A 23,992-nucleotide genomic window follows, 5' to 3' on the forward strand; every position below is an offset into this window, starting at 1 on the left:
TTTAAAACTCGACGACAGCGCGGATCGACTTGCCCTCATGCATGAGATCGAACCCGTGGTTGATCTCTTCAAGCTTCAGCTTGTGCGTGATCATCGGGTCGATCTCGATCTTGCCGTCCATGTACCAGTCGACGAATTTCGGCACATCGGTGCGGCCTTTCGCGCCGCCGAACGCCGTGCCTTTCCAGACGCGGCCCGTGACCAACTGGAACGGACGCGTGGAAATCTCCGCCCCCGACGGCGCCACGCCGATCACCACGGACACGCCCCAGCCCCGGTGCGAACATTCCAGCGCGTCGCGCATCACCTTGACGTTGCCGGTCGCATCGAAGGAATAGTCCACGCCGCCGATCTGATCCGCGCCACGTTTGGTCAGGTTGACGATTTCCTCGACCACGGTGCCTTCGATTTTCGTCGGATTGATGAAATGGGTCAGGCCGAATTTGCGGGCCATCTCCTCTTTGTCATCGTTCAGGTCGACACCGATGATCATGTCGGCCCCGGCCATGCGCAGGCCCTGGATCACGTTCAGACCGATGCCGCCGAGACCGAAGACGGCGGCGGTCGCGCCGATCTCGACGCCCGCGGTGTTGATCACAGCACCGATGCCGGTGGTCACGCCGCAGCCGATGTAGCAGATCTTGTCGAAGGGCGCGTCGTCACGCACCTTGGCCAATGCAATCTCCGGCATGACGGTGTGGTTCGCGAAGGTCGAGCAGCCCATGTAGTGGTAGACCGGCGTGCCGTCGAGCATCGAAAACCGCGTGGTGCCATCGGGCATCAGCCCCTGACCCTGAGTATTGCGGATCGCGGTGCAGAGGTTGGTCTTGCCGGAGAGGCAGGACGGGCATTCGCGGCACTCGGGCGTGTAAAGCGGAATGACGTGATCGCCCGGTTTCAGCGTGGTAACGCCTTCGCCAACCTCCAGCACGACGCCCGCGCCCTCGTGGCCGAGGATGCAGGGGAAGATGCCCTCCGGATCGGCGCCCGACCGGGTGAACTCGTCCGTGTGACACAGACCCGTGGCCTTGATCTCGATCAGAACCTCGCCCTTCTTCGGGCCTTCGAGGTTCACTTCCATTATCTCGAGCGGTTTCCCGGCCTCAAGCGCAACCGCGGCTTTCGTTCTCATAAACGCGTCCTCTTTCTCCGGCAGTGCCCCTGCCTGCAACTTCCAGAACGGCGCATCTGCGCCGGATTCGCCCTTAGAAATACGAAGGGCCGCTGGTTTGTCCAGCGGCCCGGTCCGATTATTTGCAAAGACCGCCTGTGCGGTCAGGCTTTGAAGTGCAGCGGGATCACCCGTTGGAACAGCCCGGAGTCTTTCAGCGCCTTGACCGTTTCCGGTTTGATCGGCGTGTCGAGGAAGGTCATGGCGATCGCATCGCCACCCGCCTTGGCACGGCCCAGCGTGAAGTTCGCGATGTTTTCCTCGTGCTGTGCCAGAAGGGTCCCGAGTTTCCCGATGATGCCCGGCACGTCCTTGTTGGTGGTGTAGAGCATGTGCTCGCCCACCTCGGAATCGATGGTGATGCCTTTGATCTGGATGAAGCGCGGCTTGCCGTCCGAGAACACCGTGCCCGCGATGGTGCGGTATTTCTCGACGGTCTGGATGTCGAGCTTGATGTAGCCTTCGAAGGCGCCGGAGGCATCTTGGGTGGTTTTCGAAATCTGAATGCCACGCTCTTTCGCGATCAGCGGCGCGGAGACCATGTTCACGTCCGGGTTCACCGCCTGCATGATGCCTGCGATCACGGCGGCTTCAAGCGCCTTGAGGTTCATCTCGGAGGCGACGCCATCATAGGTGATGTTGATCGTCTCGATGGCTTCCTCGGTGACCTGACCGATGAACGTGCCGAGGCTTTCGGCCAGTTTCACCCAGGGGCCCATGACCTTGGCTTCTTCGGCGGTCATCGACGGCATGTTCAGCGCGTTTTCGACGGCGCCGTCCATCAGGTAGTTGGACATCTGTTCGGCCACCTGAAGCGCCACGTTTTCCTGCGCTTCCGTGGTGGAGGCGCCGAGGTGCGGGGTGCAGACCACGTTCGGAAGACCGAAGAGCGGGTTGTCGGTCGCAGGCTCTTCGGAGAACACGTCGAAGGCGGCGCCAGCGACATGACCGGATTTGATCAGCTCGGCGAGGGCAACCTCATCCACAAGACCGCCGCGGGCACAGTTGATGATGCGCACGCCTTTCTTGGTTTTCTCGAGATTCTCTTTCGAGAGGATGTTGCGGGTGCTGTCGGTCAGCGGCACGTGCAGCGTGATGAAATCGGCGCGTTTCAGCAGCTCGTCGAGCTCGACCTTCTCGACACCCATTTCGGCGGCGCGCTCTTCGGAGAGGAACGGATCGTAAGCGACCACTTTCATCTTCAGGCCGAGCGCACGGTTGCAGACGATCCCCCCGATGTTGCCGGCGCCGATGACACCCAGCGTCTTGGCGGTCAGCTCGACACCCATGAATTTGGATTTCTCCCATTTGCCGGCCTGCGTGGAGGCGTCGGCAGCGGGGATCTGGCGGGCGACCGCGAACATCAACGCGATGGCGTGCTCGGCCGTGGTGATCATGTTGCCGAACGGCGTGTTCATCACGATCACACCTTTTTTCGACGCGGCTTCCTTGTCGACGTTGTCGGTGCCGATGCCTGCGCGGCCAACCACTTTGAGGTTGGTGGCATGCTCAAGCAGCGACGGGGTGACTTTGGTTGCGGAGCGGATCGCGAGACCGTCGTATTTGCCGATCACTTCGGCAAGCTTGTCTTTGTCTTTGCCAAGATCGGGCAGGAAATCGACGTCGATGCCGCGGTCACGGAAAATCTGGACGGCGGTTTCCGACAGCTTGTCGGAGACGAGAACTTTGGGGGCCATGTCGGGCACTCCTCGGGAATATGTTGGGATTGGGAGCCGGGCGGTGTCGCCCGGCGCTTTGGTCCTGAATGGGGTCCGACAAAAGTCCGACAAAAGTCCGACGCTTTGCCGACCCTCAAAAATCAGCGATTATTGCTCGGCAATGCACTCTTCAAAGGCCCATTTGAGCCAGAGCGTCAGGGCCTCAATATCGGAGGACTCGACCGTGGCGCCACACCACACGCGCAGACCGGCAGGGGCGTCACGATAGGCTCCCACGTCGTAAGCGGCGTTATACTCTTCGAGTTTCTTTGCCACGGCCTTTGCGAACACGGCACCGTCCTTGATGCGGTCATCGGTGAACTTCAGACACACAGAGGTGTTCGAACGGGTCGCGTCATCCTCGGCGAGGTTGGCGATCCAGTCGTGACGGTCGCAGAAGTCCCAGAGCACTTTCGCGTTGGTGGTGGAGCGTTCGATCAGCTTCGGCAGACCACCGATCTTTTGCGCCCACTCCAGCGCCACGAGGTAATCCTCGACCGCCAGCATGGAGGGCGTGTTGATCGTTTCGCCGACGAAGATGCCCTCGATCAGCTTGCCGCCTTTGGTCATGCGGAAAATCTTCGGCATCGGCCATGCGGGGGTGTAGCTTTCGAGACGCTCAACAGCGCGCGGGCTGAGGATCAACATCCCGTGCGCCGCTTCGCCGCCCATCACCTTCTGCCACGAGAAGGTGGTGACATCGAGCTTGTCCCAGGGCAGGTCCATCGCGAAGGCCGCGGAGGTCGCGTCACAGATGGTCAGACCTTCGCGGTCGGTGGGGATCTTGTCGCCATTCGGGACGCGCACACCGGAGGTGGTGCCGTTCCAGGTGAACACGACGTCGGTGTTGAAATCGACATCGGCGAAATCGACGATTTGACCGTAGTCGGCAGTTTTCACTTCGGCGTCGATCTTGAGCTGTTTCACAACATCGGTGACCCAGCCGGAGCCGAAGGATTCCCAAGCCAGCATGGTGGCTTGGCGGGCACCCAGCAGCGACCAGAGCGCCATTTCGACGGCGCCGGTGTCGGAGGCGGGCACGATCCCGATCTTGTAATCTGCGGGAACGTCCAGAATTTCGCGGGTCGTCTCGATGGCGGCTTTCAGCTTGTCCTTGCCAACCTTGGCACGGTGCGAACGGCCCAGAGGCGCGTCAGCCAGCATTTCGACGGAGAAATTGGGGATTTTGGCGCAGGGGCCAGAGGAGAAACGCGGGTTTGCAGGACGCGTTTGCGGGTGCTTGGTAGCCATATATGCTATCCTTCCAGATAAATGCCTCTCGTTGGGGAGAGGTGTCCCGTGGGACGAATTAGAGGCTTTCCCGGGGCACAGCAATATGAATTCGTAAAAATCTGTCGCATTTTTCTCCGGTATCCGTCGCAAATGCGCTGGATCGTTTCCGATTGGAAACTTCACCGCGCTTGGCGGAAAACCCTCGAAGCCCGATCTCATAATGCTGGCAACGCCGCATGTCATTGCGTAGACAGGCGACAAACGGAGGCCATGCATGTTCACCTGTATTCTGCTCACAAATCCTGCCGCACCGGCGCTCAATCTGACCACTGCCGATGCGTTGCGCTCGGCCTGGGGCGGGGGCGATCTCAAATGGCTCGCACTGGGAGAGGCGACCGAGTTCACCGTCGAGACCGTACCATCGAATCAATGGGATGTCTGGGAAGGGTTGCAAACGCAGGGCATCGACCTGATCGTCGTTCCGACCGAAGGCCGCCGCAAGAAAATGCTCCTGGCGGATATGGATTCGACCATGATCCAACAGGAATGTATCGACGAGCTGGCCGATGTCGCGGGCGTTGGCGATCGGGTCAAGGAGATCACTGCCAAGGCAATGAACGGTGAGCTGGATTTCGAAGGCGCGCTGACCGAACGGGTCGGGCTTTTGAAAGGCCTGCCGCAAAGCGTCATTCAGAAGGTCATCGACGAGCGCATCACCTTCATGCCCGGCGGCAAGGCCTTGCTCGCGACGATGAAACGGGACGGGGCCTATTGCGCGCTGGTGTCGGGGGGCTTCACCGCCTTCACCGGTTATGTGGCTGACACGCTCGGATTCGATGAGAACCGTGCCAACACGCTCCTGATCGAGAATGGCGAACTGGTCGGCAAACCCGGCCTGCCGATTCTCGGCCGTGCGGCCAAGGTTCAGGCGCTCGAAGACATTTCCGAGCGTCTCGGCATCCCGCATTCCGATGTGATCGCGGTGGGCGACGGGGCAAACGATCTCGGCATGCTGAAACTGGCGGGCGCTGGCGTGGCGCTTCATGCGAAGCCTTCTGTGGCGGCAGAATGCGAGATTCGCATCAATCATGGCGACCTTTCCGCACTCCTCTACGTGCAGGGCTACGCCAAATCCGAGTTCGCGGGTGTTTGAGGTCTCTCTCGACCTCCTGCTGATTCTCATCGCAGCGGCTTTTGCGGCTGGGTTCGTCGACAGTATTGCGGGGGGTGGTGGGCTGATCACCGTGCCGGTCCTGATGCTTGCGGGCATTCCGCCGGTGCAGGCGCTGGCGACCAACAAGGTGCAGGGCCTCTTTGGCGCTGGTATGGCTGCGATCAACTACGCCCGCGCGGGGCATGTCGACCTGCGCAAACAGATCGGCCCGGCGTTTTTGTCCTTCATGGGCGCCGTTTTCGGCGCGCTTCTGGCAAGCTCGCTGCCCACCGACGTGATCCGCCTCGGCCTGCCGGTGCTGCTGATTGCGATCGCGCTGTTCTTCGCCTTCAAACCCGGCCTCAACGACATGGACCGGACCCAGCGTATCACACCGGTGCTATTTGCCACCACGTTCGTGCCGTTCATCGGATTCTATGACGGGCTTTTGGGGCCGGGCGCTGGCGCGTTTTTCATGCTGGGCTTCGTCAGTCTTGCGGGATACGGCATCCTCAAGGCGACCGCACATACGAAGCTTCTGAATTTTGCCTCGAATGTCGGCGGCCTCGTGGGGTTTGTGATGGTGGCGAAGCCATTGTGGATGCTCGGCCTCGCCATGGGCGCGGCGCAGATCGCAGGCGCTTATGTGGGCTCGACGCTCGCCACGAAAGTCGGGGCGAAGCTGATCAAGCCGGTGCTGGTGATCGCTTCCACGGCACTGGCGCTCAAGCTGATTTCCGAGTGGTTTTGAGTATTTGAGCCATCGGAAAGCCGATGTAACCGCAGGGCTTTCACGTTTCAGCGAATTTCTGCCAAGGGCCTTTCCCAAATCGGCGGATTTACGTTACTGTGCCCCGAAGATGATGGAAATGGCCTGACCCCGGCGAAAAACCGCAGCTATAGACAGCGGAGGACGAGGTCAAAACTGGCCGGTGAATGAGAGGCAGCGAGAGATCAATGAATTTTTTCGTGAGACAGACCCTGTTTGCGACCGCGCTGGTCGGAATGGCCGCGCCCGTGGTCGCGCAGCAGAGTACCAATCAGGTGGGATCGAACACCGATTGGTACGTCTATGAGGAAAGCAACCCGACCAAGACCTGTTGGGCTGTGTCGATTCCGAAAGAGACCCTGAACACCGACAGTGCCGGGCGCCCGAAATCGGTGACGCGTTCCGACATTCTTTTGTTCGTGACCTATGCGCCGGGCAACGGGGTCAACGGTCAGGTGTCTTTCCTTGGCGGCTATCCGTTCGAGCCCGGCTCCGAAGTGACGCTCGACATCGGTGGTACAGGTTTCGCGCTGTTCACCAATTCCGATGACGAGACCGCCTGGGCGGTGACGCCCGAGGACGACGCGAAAATCATCGCGGCGATGAAGCGCGGGGCGACGGCGACGCTGACCGGGCATTCCTCGCGCGGAACGGTGACCAAGGACACGTTCTCGCTTCTGGGCTTCACGGCGTCTGTCGAAGAAGCGGCGAAACGCTGCGGCAAGTAAGTCTGAACATGCGATGCGATCGAGGCCCTGCAAGCGCGGGGCCTTTTCATATGGCGTTTCGACGGGAAATCCTGTAGAAGCGCCGCTTGATCACCGACTTGAAGAGACCCGCCATGGACCCCAGCGCACCGATCACGCAGGATGTAATGACCTTTCCGCGCAAGGAAATGCCGTCTGACAAGATCAACCTTGTCGGACTGACCCGCGATGCGCTGCGTCAGACCCTGATCGAAAACGGCACGCCGGAGAAGCAGGCCAAGATGCGCGCAGGCCAGATCTGGCAATGGATCTACCAATGGGGCGTGCGCGATTTCGCCGAGATGACCAACCTCGCCAAGGATTACCGCGCCATGTTGGCCGAGAAATTCGAAGTGCGTGTGCCGGAGGTTGTTTCCAAACAGGTCTCCGAGGATGGAACGCGCAAATATCTCGTGCGCATCGACGGTGGGCATGAGGTTGAGGTGGTGTATATCCCCGAAGAGGGCCGCGGCACGCTTTGTGTGTCGTCGCAGGTGGGCTGTACGCTGACCTGTTCCTTCTGTCACACGGGGACGCAGAAACTGGTGCGCAACCTGACGGCGGGCGAGATTGTCGGTCAGGTGATGATGGCGCGTGACGATCTGAACGAATGGCCCGAGCGCGGCGCGCCCAAAGATGAGACCCGGCTGTTGTCCAATATCGTGCTGATGGGGATGGGCGAGCCTCTCTACAATTTCGAGAACGTGCGCGACGCGATGAAGATCGTGATGGATGCCGAAGGGATTCAGCTCGGCCGTCGGCGCATCACGCTCTCGACCTCTGGCGTCGTGCCGGAAATTCACCGCACCGCGCAGGAAATCGGCTGTCTTCTGGCCGTGTCCTTCCACGCGACGACCGATGAGATCCGCGATGTCCTGGTGCCGATCAACAAGAAGTGGAACATCGAGAAACTGCTCGAAGCGCTGCGCGAATACCCGAAGGCGACGAATTCCGAGCGCATCACCTTTGAATATGTGATGCTCAAGGATGTAAACGACACGGATGAGGATGCGCATCGTCTGGTGAAACTTCTGGACGGCATTCCGGCCAAAGTGAACCTCATTCCCTTCAACGAATGGCCCGGTGCGCCCTATCAACGCTCGTCGAACAACCGCATTCGCGCCTTTGCGACGATCCTGATGCAGGCGGGTTATGCCTCGCCGATCCGCACGCCACGGGGCGAGGACATCATGGCCGCCTGCGGGCAGCTCAAATCCGCCACCGAGCGCGCGCGCAAATCGCGTAAGGAAATCCTGAAAGAAGCCGGTCAGGCGATCTGATGAAAAGGGCCGGCGCTGAACCGGCCCTTTCCTTTAGCGCTGCCAGCCTTCGGTCGCCATCAGCGCCTGCGCCTCGTCAGTGACGAGAAACGCCAGAAATTCCGCCGCTTGCGGGTCCGCCATCGGTGACAGCGCGACGTTCACGTCGCGCCAGACGGTGCGCTCCGGGCTCAGGTCGATCTGATCCAACTCGTCATGGGTTGCGGGCCAGTTCGGCCAGGTGATCCAGGCATCGGCATCTTCGGAGATGAACGCCCGAAAACTTGCGCCCGAGCCTTTGGCATAGCTCACGATATTCTTGCGAAAGGCGGTGACGTCTTCGAGTTTGCCGAGACGCCCAGCGACGTCTTCCCAGGTACCGGTACCGGAGGTGTTATAGACGCCTGCGCCTTCGGTTACGACGATCTTCATCCCCGGCGCAAGCAGGTCGTCAAACCCGGTGATGCCCTTCGGATTGCCGTGTTTCACTGCGATCACTGTCGGGCGAATATAGATCGGTTCGACCTGATCCGACGCGAACGTCTTGTAGGTCTCCAGAAAGGCGGTCATCGACTGTTCGGACGTGCCCCAGAGAATATCGGCATCGGCCTGCGCCATGGGCGACCATTTGCTTTCCGGCCCGGCGATGATCTCGATTTTCTGACCGGTCTTCTCCATCCAGACATCCGCGACCTTCTGGAACGCCGTGTGCGGCCCGCCCGCACCGTAGAGTTTCACCACGCCGTCCTGCGGCGAATGGGGGATCGCGGGGTCGTAAAGCGTCGTGACCTGGGCAAACGCGGGGGCTGCGGTGAACAGGGCGAGGGTGAGAAGGGGCATACGCATGAGGTCTCCAATATGCTGCATCGCGCGAGGGTGCGCAGAAGAGATACAGACGGGAGGAGCGCATTATTCCCGGGGGTATGTCACAGGCACGTCATCGTGGTGTGAACTTGGTAACGCCGTTTTAACCATGCCCGGGGCACAGTCCGGCATGGACCGGAGACAGATCAGATTAGACAACTGCCCCGACGTGGCCACGCGCCCGCTCGAAGGGGCGTTCGGCTACAAGGGGCCGCGCAAGCCGCATGCCCTGACGGCCTATCTGGCCCATGATTTCGCCAATGCGACGGCTTGGGACGATCTGCAAGCGGTGCTTAGGGCGAAAGGCTATGAGCTCGCCGCGCGTGGCGGTGGACTGATCCTTCAGACCACGGAGGGCGAGCGGCTTTGCACGGTTGTCGAGATCGGCCAGCCTTCTTCCCGCCTCATGAAACGCTTCGGCGTGCCCTTTCCCGGTCATGCTTGCCCGCGTGCGCCCGCGACCAGAGACAACGGATTCTGCCCCTCTGACAGGAAACCCCCATGGAAAAACTGACGCTGCTTCTGCCCGAAAGCACGGTGCGCATGCTCCACCTCCTCGCCCGCGAAACCGGTCAGCCGATTGGCGCGATGGTGCAGGAGATGGCGCTTGACCGTTACATGCACCGGCTGATGGAAGCCTCCAACCCGGTGCTGGTGGATCTAGCGAGAACCGTGCTGCAACAGAAGCTCTGATTACCGCCCTTCGAGACTCTGACGCGGTCCTGCGCTGGGCCAGTCGTCAATCGCCTTGACCGCCTCCTCTGCGGTCTCGACGAATTTGAACAGCTCAAGATCCTTGTGCGCGATGGTCCCCGCGTCGGCCAGCGCCTCCCAGTTGATGATCTTTTCCCAGAACGCCTTGCCGAACAACAGGAACGGCACCCGGTTCATCCGCCCGGTCTGAATAAGCGTCAGGCTTTCGAACATCTCGTCCAGCGTGCCGAACCCGCCCGGAAAGACCACGATGGCCTTGGCGCGCATCAGGAAATGCATCTTGCGAATGGCGAAATAGTGGAAGTTGAAACACAGTTCCGGCGTGACATATTCGTTCGGTGCCTGTTCGTGTGGCAGCACGATGTTGAGGCCGATCGACAGCCCGCCCGCGTCCTGCGCGCCGCGATTGCCTGCCTCCATGACCCCGGGCCCACCGCCGGTGACGATGACGTTTTCCCTGTGGCCATTGTTGCGCGCGGTCATGATCCGGGCGAACTCCCGTGCCTCGTCGTAATATTTCGACAGTTCCGCCAGCGTCTCCGTCTTGGCTGTATGTTTCTTGTCCGGCGAGGGGATGCGCGCGCCGCCGAACATCACGATGGTGCTCTCGACGCCGAATTCCTGCATCATCAGATCGGGTTTCAGAAGTTCGAGCTGTAAGCGCACCGGGCGCAGATCGTCGCGCAGCATGAAGTCGACATCGGTGAAGGCCAGCGGGTAGGAGGGGGAGCGCGTCTGCGGCGTGTCCGGAATATGGCGGGCGGTCTCCTGATCCACCCGGCTGTCACGAAGCGGGTGGCGGCGGTTCATCGGTTGCTGATCGGTCATGCGTGCCTCTTAGGTCGTTTTGTCTCGTCGCCTGTGCTGTCTCGCGCGTTGCGCGGACGTGCTCTAGCGACTATAGCCTGCAGGAACGAATATTCCACGACGACCTCGGAGACCAATATGTCGAATGCACAGCTCGAAGCCGCCATCGAAGCCGCGTGGGACGCGCGCGATACGATCACCCCTGCAACCGGCGGCGAAACCCGCGAAGCCATCGAGACGACGCTGAACGCGCTGGACAAGGGCGAGATTCGCGTGGCCGAGAAACAGGAAGACGGCAACTGGCATGTGAACCAGTGGGCCAAAAAGGCCGTGCTTCTGGGCTTCCGGATCAAGGACATGGAGCTGCACGACGGTGGTCCGCAAGGCTCCGGCTGGTGGGACAAGGTCGACAGCAAATTCAAAGGCTGGGGCACCGCCGAGTTCAAAGAGGCGGGCTTCCGTGCCGTGCCGAACGCAGTGGTCCGCAGATCCGCCTATATCGCGCCGGGCGTCGTGTTGATGCCGTCCTTCGTGAACCTCGGCGCGCACGTCGACAGCGGCACCATGGTCGACACCTGGGCCACCGTCGGCTCCTGTGCGCAGATCGGCAAGAACGTGCACCTCTCCGGCGGTGCTGGCATCGGTGGTGTGCTTGAGCCGCTGCAAGCCGGTCCGGTGATCATCGAAGACAACTGTTTCATCGGTGCGCGGGCCGAAGTGGCCGAGGGCGTGATTGTCCGCGAAGGTTCTGTGCTGGGCATGGGCGTCTATCTCGGCCAGTCGACCAAGATCGTCGATCGCGAAACCGGCGAAGTGTTCTACGGCGAAGTGCCGCCCTACTCCGTCGTCGTCGCTGGCAGCATGCCGTCGAAGAATGGCGTGAGCCTCTACTGCGCGGTGATCGTGAAACGCGTGGACGCCAAGACCCGTTCGAAAACCGGGATCAACGAGCTGCTGCGGGACTGATTTTCGCGATATGGTCTTGCGGGCGTTGGAGGGGGAACCTTTCGGCGCCCGTTTGCGTTGGATCGAAAGAGAAACAGGAGGCCAACATGGGACTTGGACTTATCGCATCAATCATCGTCGGCGGGCTTGCGGGCTGGATCGCCAGCAGTTTCATGAAGGCCGACACGGGCCTTTTGGCCAATATTCTCCTGGGGATCTTGGGGGCTTTCGTGCTCAACCTGATCCTGTCGCTCGTCGGCATTTACGCCGCAAATAGCTGGGTGCCGCAACTTATTGTCGGGATTTTCGGGGCGAGCCTGTTGATCTGGCTGGCCCGGCGCCTGCGGTAAGCCGCGCCGGGAATGGTTTTAGACCTGAGGAAACGTCGCGCCCCAGATTCGGGGCGCGTCATGTATCAGGCGCTTGGCTTCGATTTCCGATAAATGCGCCAAGGCACGGGCCTCGCAGCCTCCGCTTTGCTTCAACGCCTTCGACCAGAGTCTGCGCACAGAACGTGGTGACCAAGGTAAAGCCGCCTCGGCCAACCAGAGCCGTAAAGTTCGCGGCAGGTGGTCGAACTCCCGCATCGGATCGCTCGACCGTCGGCGTTTGCGAAGGGAGGTACTGAGATTGCTCATGCTGCGGCCCGACCCCATTTCGGGAAGGGATCTTTGAGCGTTTCGGCCAGCTTAGGGTCGATTTTATCCTCCGGACCGATCAGGGCGGAATCGAGTTTCGCGCGGATCAGGGCTTCATCCATACCCGAACCGATAAAGACGATCTCTTGGCGCCGATCGCCGAATCCATCGACCCAAACTTCCGCAATCTGCGCCCGGCCTTCCGGGTGATTGGGCCAATATTTCTCCGGCACGGCGGCCCACCAATTGCCAAGCGGCTTGATGGTGCTGAGCGCCCCGGCCATGGAGAACTCCGCTGCCCACTCGGGCCGTGTCGCCATCCAGAAATGACCTTTCGCACGGATCACACCCGGCAGATCACCGTTCAGAACGGTCTCGATCGCAGAGGGGTCGAACGGACGCCGTGCGCGGTAGACGAAGGAGGTCACATCGTATTCGTCGGTTTCTGGAACGTGATCGGCAAAGCCATAGAGTTCCTTGGCCCAGAGCGGGTGCTCATGGGCATGGTCGAAATCGAAGAGCCCGGTGCCAAGCACCTCTTCGGTGGCGACCTCGGAGAAATCCGTCTCGATCACCTTGGCGTCGGGGTTCAGCGCGGCAACGATCTTGCGCGCGGCGAGAACCTTGTCGGGACCCGCGTCGGAGACCTTGTTCAGGACGATGACATCGGCAAATTCGATCTGATCGACCAACAGGTCGACGATCCGGCGCGTGTCGCCCTCGCCCGCCACTTCGCCGCGATCTTCGAGGAAATCAAAGCTGGAGTAATCGTTCAACATGTTCACCGTGTCCACCACGGTGACCATGGTGTCGAGACGGGCAATGTCGTCGAGGCTCTCGCCATGCTCGTCGCGGAAGGCAAATGTGGCGGCGACGGGAAGCGGCTCGGCGATGCCGGTCGATTCGATCAGCAGGTAGTCGTATTTCCCCGCCTCCGCGAGACGGCGCACCTCGGTCAGCAAATCGTCCCGGAGCGTGCAGCAGATACAGCCGTTGCTCATCTCGACGAGCGTTTCCTCGGTGCGGGACAGATCGGCACCGCCTTGGCGCACGAGATCGGCGTCGATGTTCACCTCCGACATATCGTTGACGATCACCGCCACGCGCAGACCGGCGCGGTTGTTCAGGAGGCGATTGAGCAGGGTGGTTTTGCCGGAGCCGAGAAAACCGGAAAGGACAGTGACGGGCAAGCGTTCGGACATGTGCGAGATCCTTCGTGGAGAGATGGGATCGACTTTTAGATATGTGATAACATAACGTCAAGCTGCACTTGCGATGCCGCGCTTGACTTTCCCGCTCTCCCTCCGCAAAGGAAGGCTATGTCGAAAACAGCCAAACCCTCCCGTCAGAAAGTCTACACGCTCCTGGTCGAAATCGGCCGCAAGGAAGGCGATGGCTTGCCAAAAGACGCCACCGGTGGGGCGTTGATGATCTACGCTTCGGGTGTGGACGAGGCAGAGGCCGTGCGCGAGACCGTTGCGATCCTGAAACAGGCCGATCTCGCGCCGCTGGATGTCACAGGCTATGGCACGCTTGAGGAACGCCTGGCCGAAGGCCACGACATTTCCGATGAGGAAAAAGAGCTGATGCAACGTGCGCTCGACGAAAATTCTGTGATCGTGGCACAGATGACGCCCTTCTATGAGGGCGACGGCGGAACCCGTCACTGACACATCTTGCGGTGTTTTCCTGCGGATCAGTCTCTATTTTATCCCGAACCATTTGCGATAGATCGTGTCATAAGTGCCGTCTTCGCGCAGTTTCAACAGGCTGTGGTTGATCTGATCGGCATAGGGGGAGTTGGTTGGCAGAGCGATGCCGTAATTTTCCGGCAGGAAGATCGGGCCGACCAGTCGGGCCTTTCCCTTGCCAGCGTGTGTCACGTAATAGGCCAAAATGGGAGCATCGAACACGATGGCTTCGACCTCACGGGCCTCGAAAGCCTCAAGCATTTCGGTCGGGTTGGCATAGCCGGTAAAGCGCAGATCGCGCCGGGTTAGGAAATCCGAAGCGGTCGAGGATTCGACCGTGCCGATGGATTTTCCATACAGATCGCCAATCCCCGAGACATTCGACTGAATGGCGTCAATGGTCAGAACGGCGGTGATGCGCGCGACAAAGACCGAGACCAGAAACAGAGATGAAATCACTAGGAACACCCCGAACACACGCCCCATCGGAGAGCGGGGCTGGCGTTCCTCGAAACCGCCGTTGACGACAAGATTGAGTGCCCACCAGAAGGCCGGGAACATTGCCTTGCGCGCGGGCATGTTGAAATAGTCCTGATGATGTTTCTCGAAATACCACATCAACATACCGCCTCCGAACAGGAGCGCAAAAGCCCCGGCGATGGCGATCAACATGTCCCGTGACATCACGGCTGACCAGATCGACACATTGCTGCCGTCGGTATCGGTCATGATCTGAAGCCCGGCTTCGAAAATCGGCTGGGTGAAATCCATGACCAGCTCGCGGTTCGCGGTGATGGAGATATTGGCAATCGCGGCGTCGGCAGTACCGGCCTCAATCGGTCCGAGCATGTCGGCGAAACTGTCGACCCGTTCAATCTCGTAGTCCCAGCCGAGATCCTTGGCCAGAGCCTCCCAAAGCTCGAGAGAGAATCCGGTCTGCTGGCCGTTTTCCTCCATGGAAAAGGGCACGCGGGTCACGGTCATGATCTTGTGGCTCTCGGCCCAGAGCATGGCCGGACTGAGAAACAGAAATAGAGCCGCTAAAAAGCGAAAAAAAAGTTTCATGTTATCCCCTCATCTCCCTGTGGCATATGGCATAGGGCGGGCGATGCTTTCAATCGAAGATCAAAGATAACGTTCGGACAAAAGCGCGATGGCTTCGTGACGCAACAAACTTGCCGGGCCGGAGCCGGTGCGTGCGGGAATATCGTCGGTCTCCAGATGCGACAACCGTGTCGCAGCGCCATGTTCGGCATGGTGATTCCGTGCAAGTGGCATCACCGCGATTCCCGCAACCCGATAGGCGCTGTGCTCGGCCAGAACCAGATTGTGCCGTGTCGACAGAAGGTTCAGACAGGGGCAGGCACCGGGCAGAAAGGACGCAATATGCATGGCGCGGACGGAGACATGCTCTGCACCGAAGAGGTAGGAAGTGTCGATGCCTTGCGTGACGATTTCACATCGTGGTGTGGCCTCGAGGGTCTGCCGCAGGTTCTGGAATGGACGCCGCAGACGCAGCGGTGTCATCTGACCAACTGCGGGCAGGGTCGAGCGGACATTCGCGAGCAAGGGCGAAAGCCCCCCCGTCTGGGTAGCGATCAGTGTGCCGGGGCTCAGATCCTCGATAGCGCGTGGGCCATATTCGGTCTCGACCAGCGCGCCGGGGGCAAGACCCTCGGCATAGCCCAGAGGCTCGATGTGATCGGCAAAGGCGAAACAGCCTACGTCCGGCGCGAGAGAGGGCTCTCCGACGGCAAAAAGCACGCGGGCCAGATCTTCCTCATGGATCGCAGCAGGCTCTGCGCCAGTCACCGATTTCATCTCGCCTGTGTCGAGACATTCGGCGCCCAGCCAACAGCGCGCACGGCTCAGATCCCAGCCGTAGAGAATGCGAATGGGGGAATCTTTGCGCCAGTCTGACAGGTCGAGAGACAGGACCGAGAGTGCGAGATCGCTTTCGATCGCAAGCCAAAGTCGGCCATTCGGTCCGAGAACAATATGCAGGCTGCGGCGAAACCGCTCAAAGCGTTCAAAGGTCAGAAGATCGAGGGGTTGCCGGAACTGATCCGGAATGGCGGTCTCCAGAAGCAAACTGCCCTGAGATATGCGGCGCGCGGGCACCTTTGCACGCGAGAGGCCCTTGTCCAACCCGAGCGGATTGTAAACCGGTTTGCGATCTGTCGCCCCTGCGCCAAGCCAAGCCATATCCACCTCCGACAAGGTTGCGCGCCACAAGGGGGCAACCGTTCACCTCTGTGACGCGGGTTTGGGAGATACGCCGACAACGCGCAGGATTTCTGCGCAAGAACACTTGTTAAATGCTGTTCGGAACGCCCGGGTTGACCCGATGCTGTTCGAAACCGCCCGCCTCATCTTGTTTTGCAGAATGTAAACCATGTTTATGAAGATTTGTTAATCTTTTCCCTGGGTTTGGCATGGCAGCGCGCCAGGCTTGTGACCGCCGGGCCACAAGTGACATTGCCCATCTCACGGCAGGACGATAATTCTGGTGCAAAAGGAGACCCTGATGCCGCTCGATCCCGTTGACCTGTCTGCCGCCCTGATCCGTTGTCCGAGTGTGACCCCCACGGAAGGTGGCGCGCTCATCCTGCTGCAAACCACGCTCGAAAGCGCGGGTTTTGACTGTGTTAGGGTCGATCGTAACGGTACGCCAAACCTGTTTGCCCGCTGGGGCGACAAGGGGGCGACAAAGACCCTGGGGTTCAATGGCCACACGGATGTGGTGCCGGTCGGTGACGCCGATGCATGGACGCATGATCCTTTCGGCGGCGAGATCTCTGACGGTATCCTGTGGGGGCGGGGCGCGACGGATATGAAGACGGGCGTGGCCGCCTTTGTTGCTGCGGCTTGCGATTATGCGGCCCAAAACCGGCCCGAAGACACGGCAATCATCGTTACCATCACGGGAGATGAAGAAGGCGACGCCACGGATGGCACCACCGCGCTTCTCGACTACATGACCGAAGCGGGGGAGGCGATGAGCAATTGCATTGTGGGCGAACCGACCTGTCCCAACACCATGGGCGAGATGATGAAAATCGGCCGACGCGGCTCGATCACGGGCTATTTCACCGCGCGTGGTGTGCAGGGCCATGTCGCCTACCCGAACCAAACCCACAACCCGGTGCCCGTGCTGGCGCGGCTGATGGCGGAGCTTTCCGCCCATACGCTGGATCAGGGCACGAAACATTTCGATCCGAGCAATCTCGAAGTGACCACATTTGACGTTGGAAACCCGGCCACCAATGTTGTGCCTGCGCAGGCCAGTGCCACGGTGAACATCCGGTTCAACGATGCCCATAGCGGTGCGTCGCTCAGCGACTGGATGCGTGCGAAGGCGGCGCGCATGGCGGAGGAGACCGGGATCGAGATCGACGTGACCTTGCAGATTTCCGGGGAAAGCTTTCTGACACCGCCGGGCCGCTTCGTTGATCTGGTGGCAGGCGCTGTTGAGCAGGTCACCGGGCAGAAACCGATCCTCTCCACCACTGGCGGCACCTCGGATGCGCGGTTTATCAAAAACCACTGCCCGGTGGTCGAATTCGGCCTTGTCGGCAAGACCATGCACAAGGTCGACGAACATGTCGAAATCCAGCATATCGAAGACCTGAAACGGGTCTATTCCTGCCTGATCAGAGACTATTTTGCATGACTGTGACCATTGCCCCCACCGAGGATGTGAAGACCTGTATCGCACTGCGGATTGAGGTTTTCGTCGAGGAACAGAAAGTCCCTTTCGAGGAGGAAATCGACGATCTCGACGACATTGCCACGCATTTTCTCGCACGCGATGAGGCCGGGGTTGCGGTCGGCACCGCGCGGGTGTTCGAAGAGGGTGAAATCGGCAAGATCGGCCGGGTTTGTGTCGTGGAAACGCTGCGCGGCACCGGTCTCGGGGCGCGCTTGATCGAAGCCTGTCTCGCGGAAATCCGCAGCCGCCCACATCTGAAAAAGGCCAAGCTCGGCGCGCAAAACCACGCGATCGGATTTTACGAACGCTTTGGCTTTCGGACCATCGGCGAGGTCTACATGGACGGCGGCATTCCGCACACCGACATGGTGCTCGTGCTGTGACGCCAATCTTGATCGTCATGGTCAAGGAACCGCGTCTGGGGCGTGTAAAGACCCGCCTTGGGCAGGATTTGGGTCTGGTTCAAGCGACGTGGTGGTATCGTCATCAGGTGGCGCGAACGCTTCGAACCCTGCAAGATCCGCGCTGGCGTATCGTCCTGGCCGTCAGCCCGGACCGCGTCGGGCTTCTTAGCCCGATCTGGCCCGGGCACCTGCCCCGCATTGCTCAGGGAAATGGCAATCTCGGCGCGCGCATGTCACGTTGCCTTGCCTCTGTCGGAGGTGGGCCCTGTTGCCTGATCGGATCGGATATCCCGCAGATTGAAAAGCACGATATTGCAGCCTCTTTTGCGGGATTAGGCTCATATTCTGCAATGATCGGCCCGGCCACGGACGGTGGTTGCTGGCTGATCGGATTGCGTCACCCGAAGCGCCAGCCGTGGGGCTTTCTGCGCAATGTGCGCTGGTCCACGGAACACGCGCTGGAGGATACGTTGGCCTCTGCGCCGTCGCTCACATGGGGGCGGAGTGCGAGGCTTTCGGATGTGGACACGGGCGCGGATCTTGAGCGTCTCAAACATCGCAGATGAATTCCTCGCGACACTACGCTTTGCCAGTGGTGAGGCGATGCGGCGCGTGGTAGCGTCGAGCCATGAGCAGCATCCCGACGAAGGACGAAATCCTGCAATGGATTTCGGACCACCCGACCCAGACCGCGAAGCGCGACATCGCGAAAGCCTTTGGCATCAAGGGCGCGGCGCGCATTGATCTCAAACGTGTGCTCAAGGAGCTTGAGGACGAGGGCCATCTGCGCAAACAGCGCAAGACCTATCGCGATCCCGACAAGCTCCCGCCAGTCTCCGTTCTGGCGGTTCTGGCACCGGACATGGATGGCGATCTGTTCGCCAAGCCGCTCGAATGGGCGGGGGAGGGACCAGAGCCGCGCGTATTGCTCTCGCTGCGAGAGAGCGATCCGGCGGTGGGGGAAGGCGAACGCATCCTGGCCAAGTTGCAGGAAGTCAAAGCCGACGACCACCAATATGTCGCCCGTCTGATCCGCAAAATCGGCTCCAATCCCCGCAAGATCCTTGGCATCTATCGCAAGGGCGCCGAGGGCGGTCGAGTCGTTCCGATCGACAAGGGCAATGAGAAAGACTACCTCGTGCGCCCGGGAAACGACTATGGCGCACAGGACGGCGAGTTGGTCGAGGCGGAACAGGCCGGGCCGAAGAACCGCATGGGCCTGCCGAATGCCCGGATTGTGACTCGTCTGGGTGATCCGAGTGCTCCGAAAGCGGTGTCGCTCATTGCCATCCATCAACACGGCATTCCCGACGATTTCCCCGACGAGGTCATCACCGAGGCTGACAAGGCCAAGCCTGCGGGTCTCAAGGGCCGCGAAGACCTGCGCGACCTGCCGCTCGTGACCATCGACCCGGCGGATGCACGCGACCACGACGATGCGGTTTGGGCCGAGTTCGACCTTGATCCCAAAAATGAAGGCGGTTTTGTCCTTTGGGTCGCGATTGCCGATGTGGCCTATTACGTGACACCCGGTTCGGCGCTGGATCGCGAGGCGTGGAAACGTGGCAACTCGACCTATTTCCCGGACCGTGTGGTGCCGATGCTGCCGGATCGGCTCTCCGGTGATCTCTGTTCCCTGCACGAAGGCGTGCCGCGCGCCTGCCTTGCCGTGCGCATGGTGATCGACGCCGATGGCAAGAAGCTGTCGCATCGTTTCATGCGCGGGCTGATGCGCTCTGTTGCTTCGCTGAACTATGCCGAAGTGCAGGCCGCGCGTGACGGTCAGGTCAGTGACAAATGCGGCCCGCTGATGGAAAGCGTGATCGAGCCGCTCTATGGCGCCTACGAGGCGCTCACACGGGCGCGCAAGGCTCGTCAGCCGCTGGATTTGGATCTTCCCGAGCGTAAAATCGTCCTCGGCGATGACGGTCGGGTGAAATCCGTGGCCCTTGCCGAACGCTATGATGCACATAAGCTGATCGAAGAATTCATGGTGCTCGCCAACGTCGCCGCGGCAGAGGAGTTGTTCCATCGCAATCGGCCGCTCTTGTATCGGGTGCACGAGGAACCTTCCGACGAGAAACTGGATGCCCTGCGCGAGGTGGCGCAGGCGTCCGGCTTCACTCTGGCCAAGGGACAGGTGATTCACACCTCACATCTCAACAAGTTGCTGGCCCAAGCCGAAGGCACGGATCACGACGAACTGATCAATATCTCGACCCTGCGCTCGATGACGCAGGCCTATTACCATCCGGAGAATTACGGTCACTTTGGCCTCGCTCTGCGATCGTACGCGCATTTCACCTCGCCGATCCGGCGCTATGCCGATCTGATCGTCCATCGCGGGCTGATTTCGGCCCATGGCTGGGGCAAGGACGGGCTGTCAGAGGAGGACATGGAAAGGCTCGAAACCACCGCAAAACATATCTCGGAGACCGAGCGTCGTTCGATGACGGCGGAGCGGGACACCAATGATCGCTATCTCGCCGCCTACCTGAGCGAACGCGTGGGCAATGAGATGACCGGGCATATTTCGGGTATCCAGAAATTCGGCGCTTTCGTGAAGCTCGATGAAACGGGGGCAGATGGGTTGGTGCCGGTGCGCAGCATGGGGGCGGAGTTCTTCCATTACGACCCGAAGGAACAGACCCTGATGGGGGCCGATACAGGCATGGTGATTTCCATCGGCCAAAAGGTCGTGGTGCGCATCGCCGAGGCGGTGCCTGTAACCGGCGGGCTTGAATTGGAACTCCTGTCGATCGACGGCGCCAGCCTGCCACGCGGACCGCGCCGGGCGAAGGGCCGTGTCGTGTCACGCAAGTATAACAAAGGTAAGGCGAAAAAGGACAAGCTGCGCAAAAAGGTCGAGCGTCGCAGGCGCTAAGGACAGACGTTGAATGCGGACAGCGGAAATTTGCCGTCAGAGCATTTGTCCGGTTCAAGCCATACGGGGATTCGGTTTAGGCTGAGGCAAAAGCAAATGGAGCAGTTTGGTATGCGTAGCCTTGTGATTGGCGCCGTGAGTGTTGTTTTCGGCCTTGGCCTCAGCCCCTCTTTCGCGCAGAGCTCTGCGCGTATGGCACAGGATGTGCCGCAACTTCCGGGAGCAGGATTGGTGCAAAACGTGGCCTCTCAGGCGGGATTCGAGACCTGGATCGAGAATTTCAAAACGCGCGCGCGGCGCGAGGGGATCTCCGAAACAACCCTCAATGAGGCGTTTCGAGGCGTACGGTACAATTCGGATGTGATCGCCAAGGATCGCTACCAATCCGAATTCACCAAACAGATCTGGGACTATCTCGACAGCGCGGCTTCGCCTACCCGTGTGGCCAACGGCCAGAAGGCGATGCGTCAGCATGCGAAGACGCTCGATGCCATTGAACGCCGGTTCGGGGTCGATAAATACGTGGTCGCGGCGATCTGGGGCGTCGAGAGCGCCTATGGTGCGACCCGTGGCGACATCAATGTGATCGAGGCGATGGCGACGCTGGCCTATGACGGGCGGCGCGGTAAATTCTTTGAGCAACAGCTCATTGCTGCGCTGAAAATCCTCCAGAAGGGCGACACCCATGCCCGCAACATGAAAGGCAGTTGGGCCGGGGCCATGGGCCACACCCAGTTCATCCCGACCTCGTTCGAGGCCTTCGCGGTCGATGGCGACGGCGACGGCAAGCGGGACATCTGGTCGAACGACCCGACAGATGCACTGGCTTCGACCGCCGCCTATCTTGCGCGGCACGGTTGGAACAAAGGCCAGCCCTGGGGGGTCGAGGTGCGCCTTCCGCGCGGGTTCGACTATACGTCCGCGCGCCGCGACAACATGCGCGCGCCCGGCGACTGGGCCGCTTTGGGCGTGGTTGGGGTCGATGGCCGACCTGTGCCGAATTATGGTCGGGCCTCGATCCTCCTGCCCGCTGGGGCACAGGGCGCGGCCTTCATGATCTTCGACAACTTTGCCGTGCTGGAGCGCTACAACAAGGCGGATGCCTATGTGATCGGCGTCGGTCACCTGTCCGATCGGCTTAAGGGCGGGGCGGAGATTCAGGCCACCTGGCCGCGTGGCTATGCGCCTCTATCCTTCAAGGAAAAACAGCAGATGCAGCGCATTCTGAAGCGCAAAGGCTTTCTCGACGACAAGGTGGACGGGATCATTGGCCCGAACACGATCAACGCAATCCGGGCCTATCAGACCTCTGTCGGGGTGACACCGGATGGCTATCCGTCGCAGGAATTCCTGAAACTCTTGCGCTGAAACGCGTGATCAGGCCCAGTACTAGGTAATGCAATTAAGCAAGGTGGCCGTTGAACTCGGCCACAAGCGCCTCGTAAATGTCGCGCTTGAACGGCACAATATCAGACACCAATCCGGCGGAATCCGTCCATTTCCAGTGGCTGAATTCGGGATGATCCGTCTCAATCACGATGTCCTTGTCCGTGCCTTTGAAGCGCAGCAGGAACCAGAGCTGTTTCTGACCGCGATACTTGCCCTTCCAGACCTTGCCCAGAAGGTGATCCGGCAAATCATAGGTCAGCCACTCCGAGGTATGACCCAGCACCTCGACCAGATCGGCGGTCACACCGATCTCTTCCCAAAGCTCGCGAAGTGCGGCCTCTTGCGGTTCTTCATCGTCGTCAATCCCACCCTGCGGCATCTGCCAGGCGCCGGGCGTGTCGATGCGCTCACCGACGAAGATACGCCCTTCCGCATCGAGCAGCATGATGCCGACACAGGGGCGATAGGGCAGGGTGGAGAAGTCTTTGCTCATGGGAAGCCTTTGGAAAAGAGAGGCGCCAAAGCGCCCCTCATGGTTGGTGTCAGTCGCCGATTTTCGACAGGCCTTTGAGCAGGTCGATCGCATAAGCCAGTTGGAAGTCCTCGTCGCGCAGTTTCGCGGCCTCTTCGGCGGCGGCGCGTTCTTCCTCGATCTTGGCCCGTTCGTCCTCGGTCAGGCTGTCATTGTTCAGCGCGCCGCGCAGATCGGCCTCGGAGCGGAACTTCGGTGTATCTTCACCCTCCGTTGCTTCGGGCTGACGCGGCGGCTGGTCGACGACGATATCCGGAGAAATGCCGAGCGCCTGAATGGAGCGGCCCGACGGCGTGTAATACCGCGCGGTGGTCAGGCGCATCGCCCCGTCGGAACGCAGTGGCATGACGGTCTGCACCGAGCCTTTGCCGAAGGATTTCGTGCCCACGACCACGGCACGATGGTGATCCTGAAGCGCACCGGACACGATCTCGGAAGCCGAAGCCGACCCGCCGTTGATCAGCACGACCACCGGTTTGCCCTGTGCCAGATCGCCGGGGGTGGCGTTGACGCGGGTGCTGTCTTCGGGGTTGCGGCCACGGGTGGAGACGATTTCGCCTTCGTCGAGGAACGCATCCGACACCTTGATCGCCTGATCGAGCAAACCACCGGGGTTGTTGCGCAGGTCCACGACGATGCCGTCGACATTCTCGATGCCGCCCAGTTCCTCGATCCCGTCCTTGAGCCCCTGTTCGAGGTTCGGATAGGTCTGGTCGTTGAAGGTTGTTACCCGCAGCACGATGGATTTGCCTTCGACGCGCGACCGCACGGCGGTCAGTTTGATCGTGTCGCGGATGATCGAGACGTCGAACGGATCGTCGACGCCCGCGCGCACGAGGGTCACGATGATCTCGGAGCCGACCGGCCCGCGCATCAGCTCGACTGCATCGTCAAGCGTCATGCCCATGATACTCTTGCCGTCGACCGCGGTGATGTAATCCCCGGCTTCGACACCGGCGATATCGGCGGGTGTGCCGTCCATCGGTGCAACGACCTTGACGAAGCCCTCTTCCTGCGTGACTTCGATGCCCAAGCCCCCAAAGGAGCCCGACGTCTGCACCCGCATGTCGGCGGCGTCTTTTGGCGAGAGATAGGAGGAATGTGGGTCGAGCGAGGACAGCATGCCGTTGATCGCGGCCTCGATCAGGTCTTCGGCATCAACCTCCTCGACATATTGCGCGCGGATGCGTTCGAACACGTCCCCGAAGAGATCGAGCTGCTCATAGACATTCGTCGTCTTCTCTGCCTCTTGAGCGAGAAGCGGTCCGGCGAATTGCGTCGAGATCAGCGTGCCTGCAAGGATGCCGGCAACCCCGGCCATCATGTATTTCTTCATCTCATTCCTCTCTCCGGTCCGCAGCCC

At 60.5% G+C, this 23,992-nt stretch carries 25 protein-coding genes; 14 read left to right on the plus strand and 11 right to left on the minus strand.

Annotated elements, in window-relative coordinates; translation table 11 throughout:
* Position 1 precedes the first annotated feature (1 nt).
* The 3 genes from NH195_RS12000 to NH195_RS12010 all read right to left on the minus strand — a co-directional run bounded on the left by NH195_RS12000 (position 2) and on the right by NH195_RS12010 (position 4,140).
* Entirely contained in the window at positions 2 to 1,132 is a 1,131-nt protein-coding gene (locus NH195_RS12000; protein WP_066703712.1) for an S-(hydroxymethyl)glutathione dehydrogenase/class III alcohol dehydrogenase, read from the minus strand.
* 143 nt (positions 1,133 to 1,275) lie between these two features.
* Positions 1,276 to 2,868, minus strand: a complete 1,593-nt coding sequence (gene serA / locus NH195_RS12005) for a phosphoglycerate dehydrogenase (protein ID WP_066707274.1) — start codon at positions 2,866 to 2,868, stop codon at positions 1,276 to 1,278.
* Between the two features lie 129 nt (positions 2,869 to 2,997).
* Positions 2,998 to 4,140 (minus strand): phosphoserine transaminase, encoded by a 1,143-nt coding sequence (locus NH195_RS12010; protein ID WP_066707276.1) that lies wholly within the window; start codon positions 4,138 to 4,140, stop codon positions 2,998 to 3,000.
* A gap of 256 nt (positions 4,141 to 4,396) precedes the next feature.
* On the opposite strand from NH195_RS12010, the gene serB reads away from it, so the two are divergent.
* The 4 genes from serB to rlmN all read left to right on the plus strand — a co-directional run bounded on the left by serB (position 4,397) and on the right by rlmN (position 8,070).
* A complete protein-coding gene (serB, locus tag NH195_RS12015; protein WP_066707279.1) occupies positions 4,397 to 5,275 on the plus strand; it encodes a phosphoserine phosphatase SerB in 879 nt (292 codons plus the stop codon).
* Positions 5,268 to 6,026: a TSUP family transporter gene (locus NH195_RS12020; RefSeq protein ID WP_066707282.1), complete on the plus strand. Its 759-nt coding sequence runs from the start codon at positions 5,268 to 5,270 to the stop codon at positions 6,024 to 6,026. The genes serB and NH195_RS12020 overlap by 8 nt, the downstream gene beginning before the upstream one ends.
* A 206-nt stretch (positions 6,027 to 6,232) precedes the next feature.
* On the plus strand, positions 6,233 to 6,772 hold the full coding sequence (locus NH195_RS12025; RefSeq protein ID WP_066707285.1) for an invasion associated locus B family protein: 540 nt from the start codon (positions 6,233 to 6,235) through the stop codon (positions 6,770 to 6,772).
* Between the two features lie 113 nt (positions 6,773 to 6,885).
* Positions 6,886 to 8,070, plus strand: a complete 1,185-nt coding sequence (gene rlmN, locus NH195_RS12030) for a dual-specificity RNA methyltransferase RlmN (RefSeq protein WP_066707288.1) — start codon at positions 6,886 to 6,888, stop codon at positions 8,068 to 8,070.
* Between the two features lie 33 nt (positions 8,071 to 8,103).
* Here the strand turns inward: rlmN and NH195_RS12035 are convergent, their stop codons facing one another.
* The gene (locus tag NH195_RS12035; protein WP_066707290.1) at positions 8,104 to 8,895 is read right to left on the minus strand and encodes a substrate-binding domain-containing protein; all 792 of its coding nucleotides are present in this window, start codon (positions 8,893 to 8,895) and stop codon (positions 8,104 to 8,106) included.
* Between the two features lie 187 nt (positions 8,896 to 9,082).
* Here NH195_RS12035 and NH195_RS12040 point away from each other — a divergent pair, with 187 nt between their 5' ends.
* Together NH195_RS12040 and NH195_RS12045 are read left to right on the plus strand one after the other, a co-directional pair.
* Positions 9,083 to 9,427: a hypothetical protein gene (locus NH195_RS12040; protein ID WP_066707293.1), complete on the plus strand. Its 345-nt coding sequence runs from the start codon at positions 9,083 to 9,085 to the stop codon at positions 9,425 to 9,427.
* On the plus strand, positions 9,415 to 9,606 hold the full coding sequence (locus NH195_RS12045) for a hypothetical protein (protein ID WP_066707294.1): 192 nt from the start codon (positions 9,415 to 9,417) through the stop codon (positions 9,604 to 9,606). Before NH195_RS12040 ends, NH195_RS12045 begins: the two co-directional genes overlap by 13 nt.
* Here NH195_RS12045 and NH195_RS12050 read toward each other — a convergent pair whose 3' ends face one another.
* Positions 9,607 to 10,455 carry an LOG family protein gene (locus NH195_RS12050; RefSeq protein WP_066707295.1) on the minus strand — a complete coding sequence of 283 codons (849 nt, stop codon included), beginning with the start codon at positions 10,453 to 10,455 and terminating at the stop codon, positions 9,607 to 9,609.
* Positions 10,456 to 10,572: 117 nt separating this feature from the next.
* On the opposite strand from NH195_RS12050, the gene dapD reads away from it, so the two are divergent.
* Together dapD and NH195_RS12060 are read left to right on the plus strand one after the other, a co-directional pair.
* Entirely contained in the window at positions 10,573 to 11,400 is an 828-nt protein-coding gene (gene dapD, locus NH195_RS12055; RefSeq protein WP_066707296.1) for a 2,3,4,5-tetrahydropyridine-2,6-dicarboxylate N-succinyltransferase, read from the plus strand.
* Between the two features lie 86 nt (positions 11,401 to 11,486).
* Positions 11,487 to 11,729: a GlsB/YeaQ/YmgE family stress response membrane protein gene (locus NH195_RS12060; RefSeq protein ID WP_066707299.1), complete on the plus strand. Its 243-nt coding sequence runs from the start codon at positions 11,487 to 11,489 to the stop codon at positions 11,727 to 11,729.
* Positions 11,730 to 11,747: 18 nt separating this feature from the next.
* On the opposite strand, the gene NH195_RS21680 is transcribed toward NH195_RS12060, so the two are convergent.
* Both NH195_RS21680 and NH195_RS12065 read right to left on the minus strand, forming a co-directional pair.
* Positions 11,748 to 12,035 (minus strand): DUF6525 family protein, encoded by a 288-nt coding sequence (locus NH195_RS21680; RefSeq protein WP_338012198.1) that lies wholly within the window; start codon positions 12,033 to 12,035, stop codon positions 11,748 to 11,750.
* Positions 12,014 to 13,219, minus strand: a complete 1,206-nt coding sequence (locus NH195_RS12065) for a GTP-binding protein (RefSeq protein WP_066707301.1) — start codon at positions 13,217 to 13,219, stop codon at positions 12,014 to 12,016. Before NH195_RS12065 ends, NH195_RS21680 begins: the two co-directional genes overlap by 22 nt.
* A gap of 117 nt (positions 13,220 to 13,336) precedes the next feature.
* On the opposite strand from NH195_RS12065, the gene NH195_RS12070 reads away from it, so the two are divergent.
* Entirely contained in the window at positions 13,337 to 13,687 is a 351-nt protein-coding gene (locus NH195_RS12070) for a hypothetical protein (RefSeq protein WP_066707303.1), read from the plus strand.
* A gap of 33 nt (positions 13,688 to 13,720) precedes the next feature.
* On the opposite strand, the gene NH195_RS12075 is transcribed toward NH195_RS12070, so the two are convergent.
* A complete protein-coding gene (locus NH195_RS12075; RefSeq protein WP_066707309.1) occupies positions 13,721 to 14,773 on the minus strand; it encodes a transporter substrate-binding domain-containing protein in 1,053 nt (350 codons plus the stop codon).
* A gap of 60 nt (positions 14,774 to 14,833) precedes the next feature.
* On the minus strand, positions 14,834 to 15,913 hold the full coding sequence (locus tag NH195_RS12080) for a Hint domain-containing protein (protein ID WP_066707311.1): 1,080 nt from the start codon (positions 15,911 to 15,913) through the stop codon (positions 14,834 to 14,836).
* A 322-nt stretch (positions 15,914 to 16,235) separates the two neighbouring features.
* Between NH195_RS12080 and dapE the strand changes: the two genes are divergently transcribed.
* The 5 genes from dapE (at position 16,236) to NH195_RS12105 (ending at position 22,076) form a co-directional block, all read left to right on the plus strand.
* A complete protein-coding gene (gene dapE, locus NH195_RS12085; RefSeq protein ID WP_066707313.1) occupies positions 16,236 to 17,381 on the plus strand; it encodes a succinyl-diaminopimelate desuccinylase in 1,146 nt (381 codons plus the stop codon).
* Complete coding sequence (locus tag NH195_RS12090) at positions 17,378 to 17,803, plus strand: GNAT family N-acetyltransferase (protein ID WP_066707316.1); 426 nt, start codon at positions 17,378 to 17,380, stop codon at positions 17,801 to 17,803. The genes dapE and NH195_RS12090 overlap by 4 nt, the downstream gene beginning before the upstream one ends.
* Positions 17,800 to 18,390: a TIGR04282 family arsenosugar biosynthesis glycosyltransferase gene (locus NH195_RS12095; RefSeq protein ID WP_238379751.1), complete on the plus strand. Its 591-nt coding sequence runs from the start codon at positions 17,800 to 17,802 to the stop codon at positions 18,388 to 18,390. The genes NH195_RS12090 and NH195_RS12095 overlap by 4 nt, the downstream gene beginning before the upstream one ends.
* 62 nt (positions 18,391 to 18,452) lie before the next feature.
* A complete protein-coding gene (gene rnr / locus NH195_RS12100; RefSeq protein ID WP_066707319.1) occupies positions 18,453 to 20,708 on the plus strand; it encodes a ribonuclease R in 2,256 nt (751 codons plus the stop codon).
* 192 nt (positions 20,709 to 20,900) lie between these two features.
* The gene (locus NH195_RS12105) at positions 20,901 to 22,076 is read left to right on the plus strand and encodes a lytic murein transglycosylase (protein WP_420795669.1); all 1,176 of its coding nucleotides are present in this window, start codon (positions 20,901 to 20,903) and stop codon (positions 22,074 to 22,076) included.
* 34 nt (positions 22,077 to 22,110) lie between these two features.
* Here NH195_RS12105 and NH195_RS12110 read toward each other — a convergent pair whose 3' ends face one another.
* Both NH195_RS12110 and NH195_RS12115 read right to left on the minus strand, forming a co-directional pair.
* Positions 22,111 to 22,590 carry an RNA pyrophosphohydrolase gene (locus NH195_RS12110; RefSeq protein ID WP_066707322.1) on the minus strand — a complete coding sequence of 160 codons (480 nt, stop codon included), beginning with the start codon at positions 22,588 to 22,590 and terminating at the stop codon, positions 22,111 to 22,113.
* A gap of 49 nt (positions 22,591 to 22,639) precedes the next feature.
* The gene (locus NH195_RS12115; RefSeq protein WP_066707325.1) at positions 22,640 to 23,965 is read right to left on the minus strand and encodes a S41 family peptidase; all 1,326 of its coding nucleotides are present in this window, start codon (positions 23,963 to 23,965) and stop codon (positions 22,640 to 22,642) included.
* Positions 23,966 to 23,992 lie beyond the last annotated feature (27 nt).

Source organism: Celeribacter ethanolicus (assembly GCF_001550095.1).
Classification (GTDB): Bacteria; Pseudomonadota; Alphaproteobacteria; order Rhodobacterales; family Rhodobacteraceae; genus Celeribacter; species Celeribacter ethanolicus.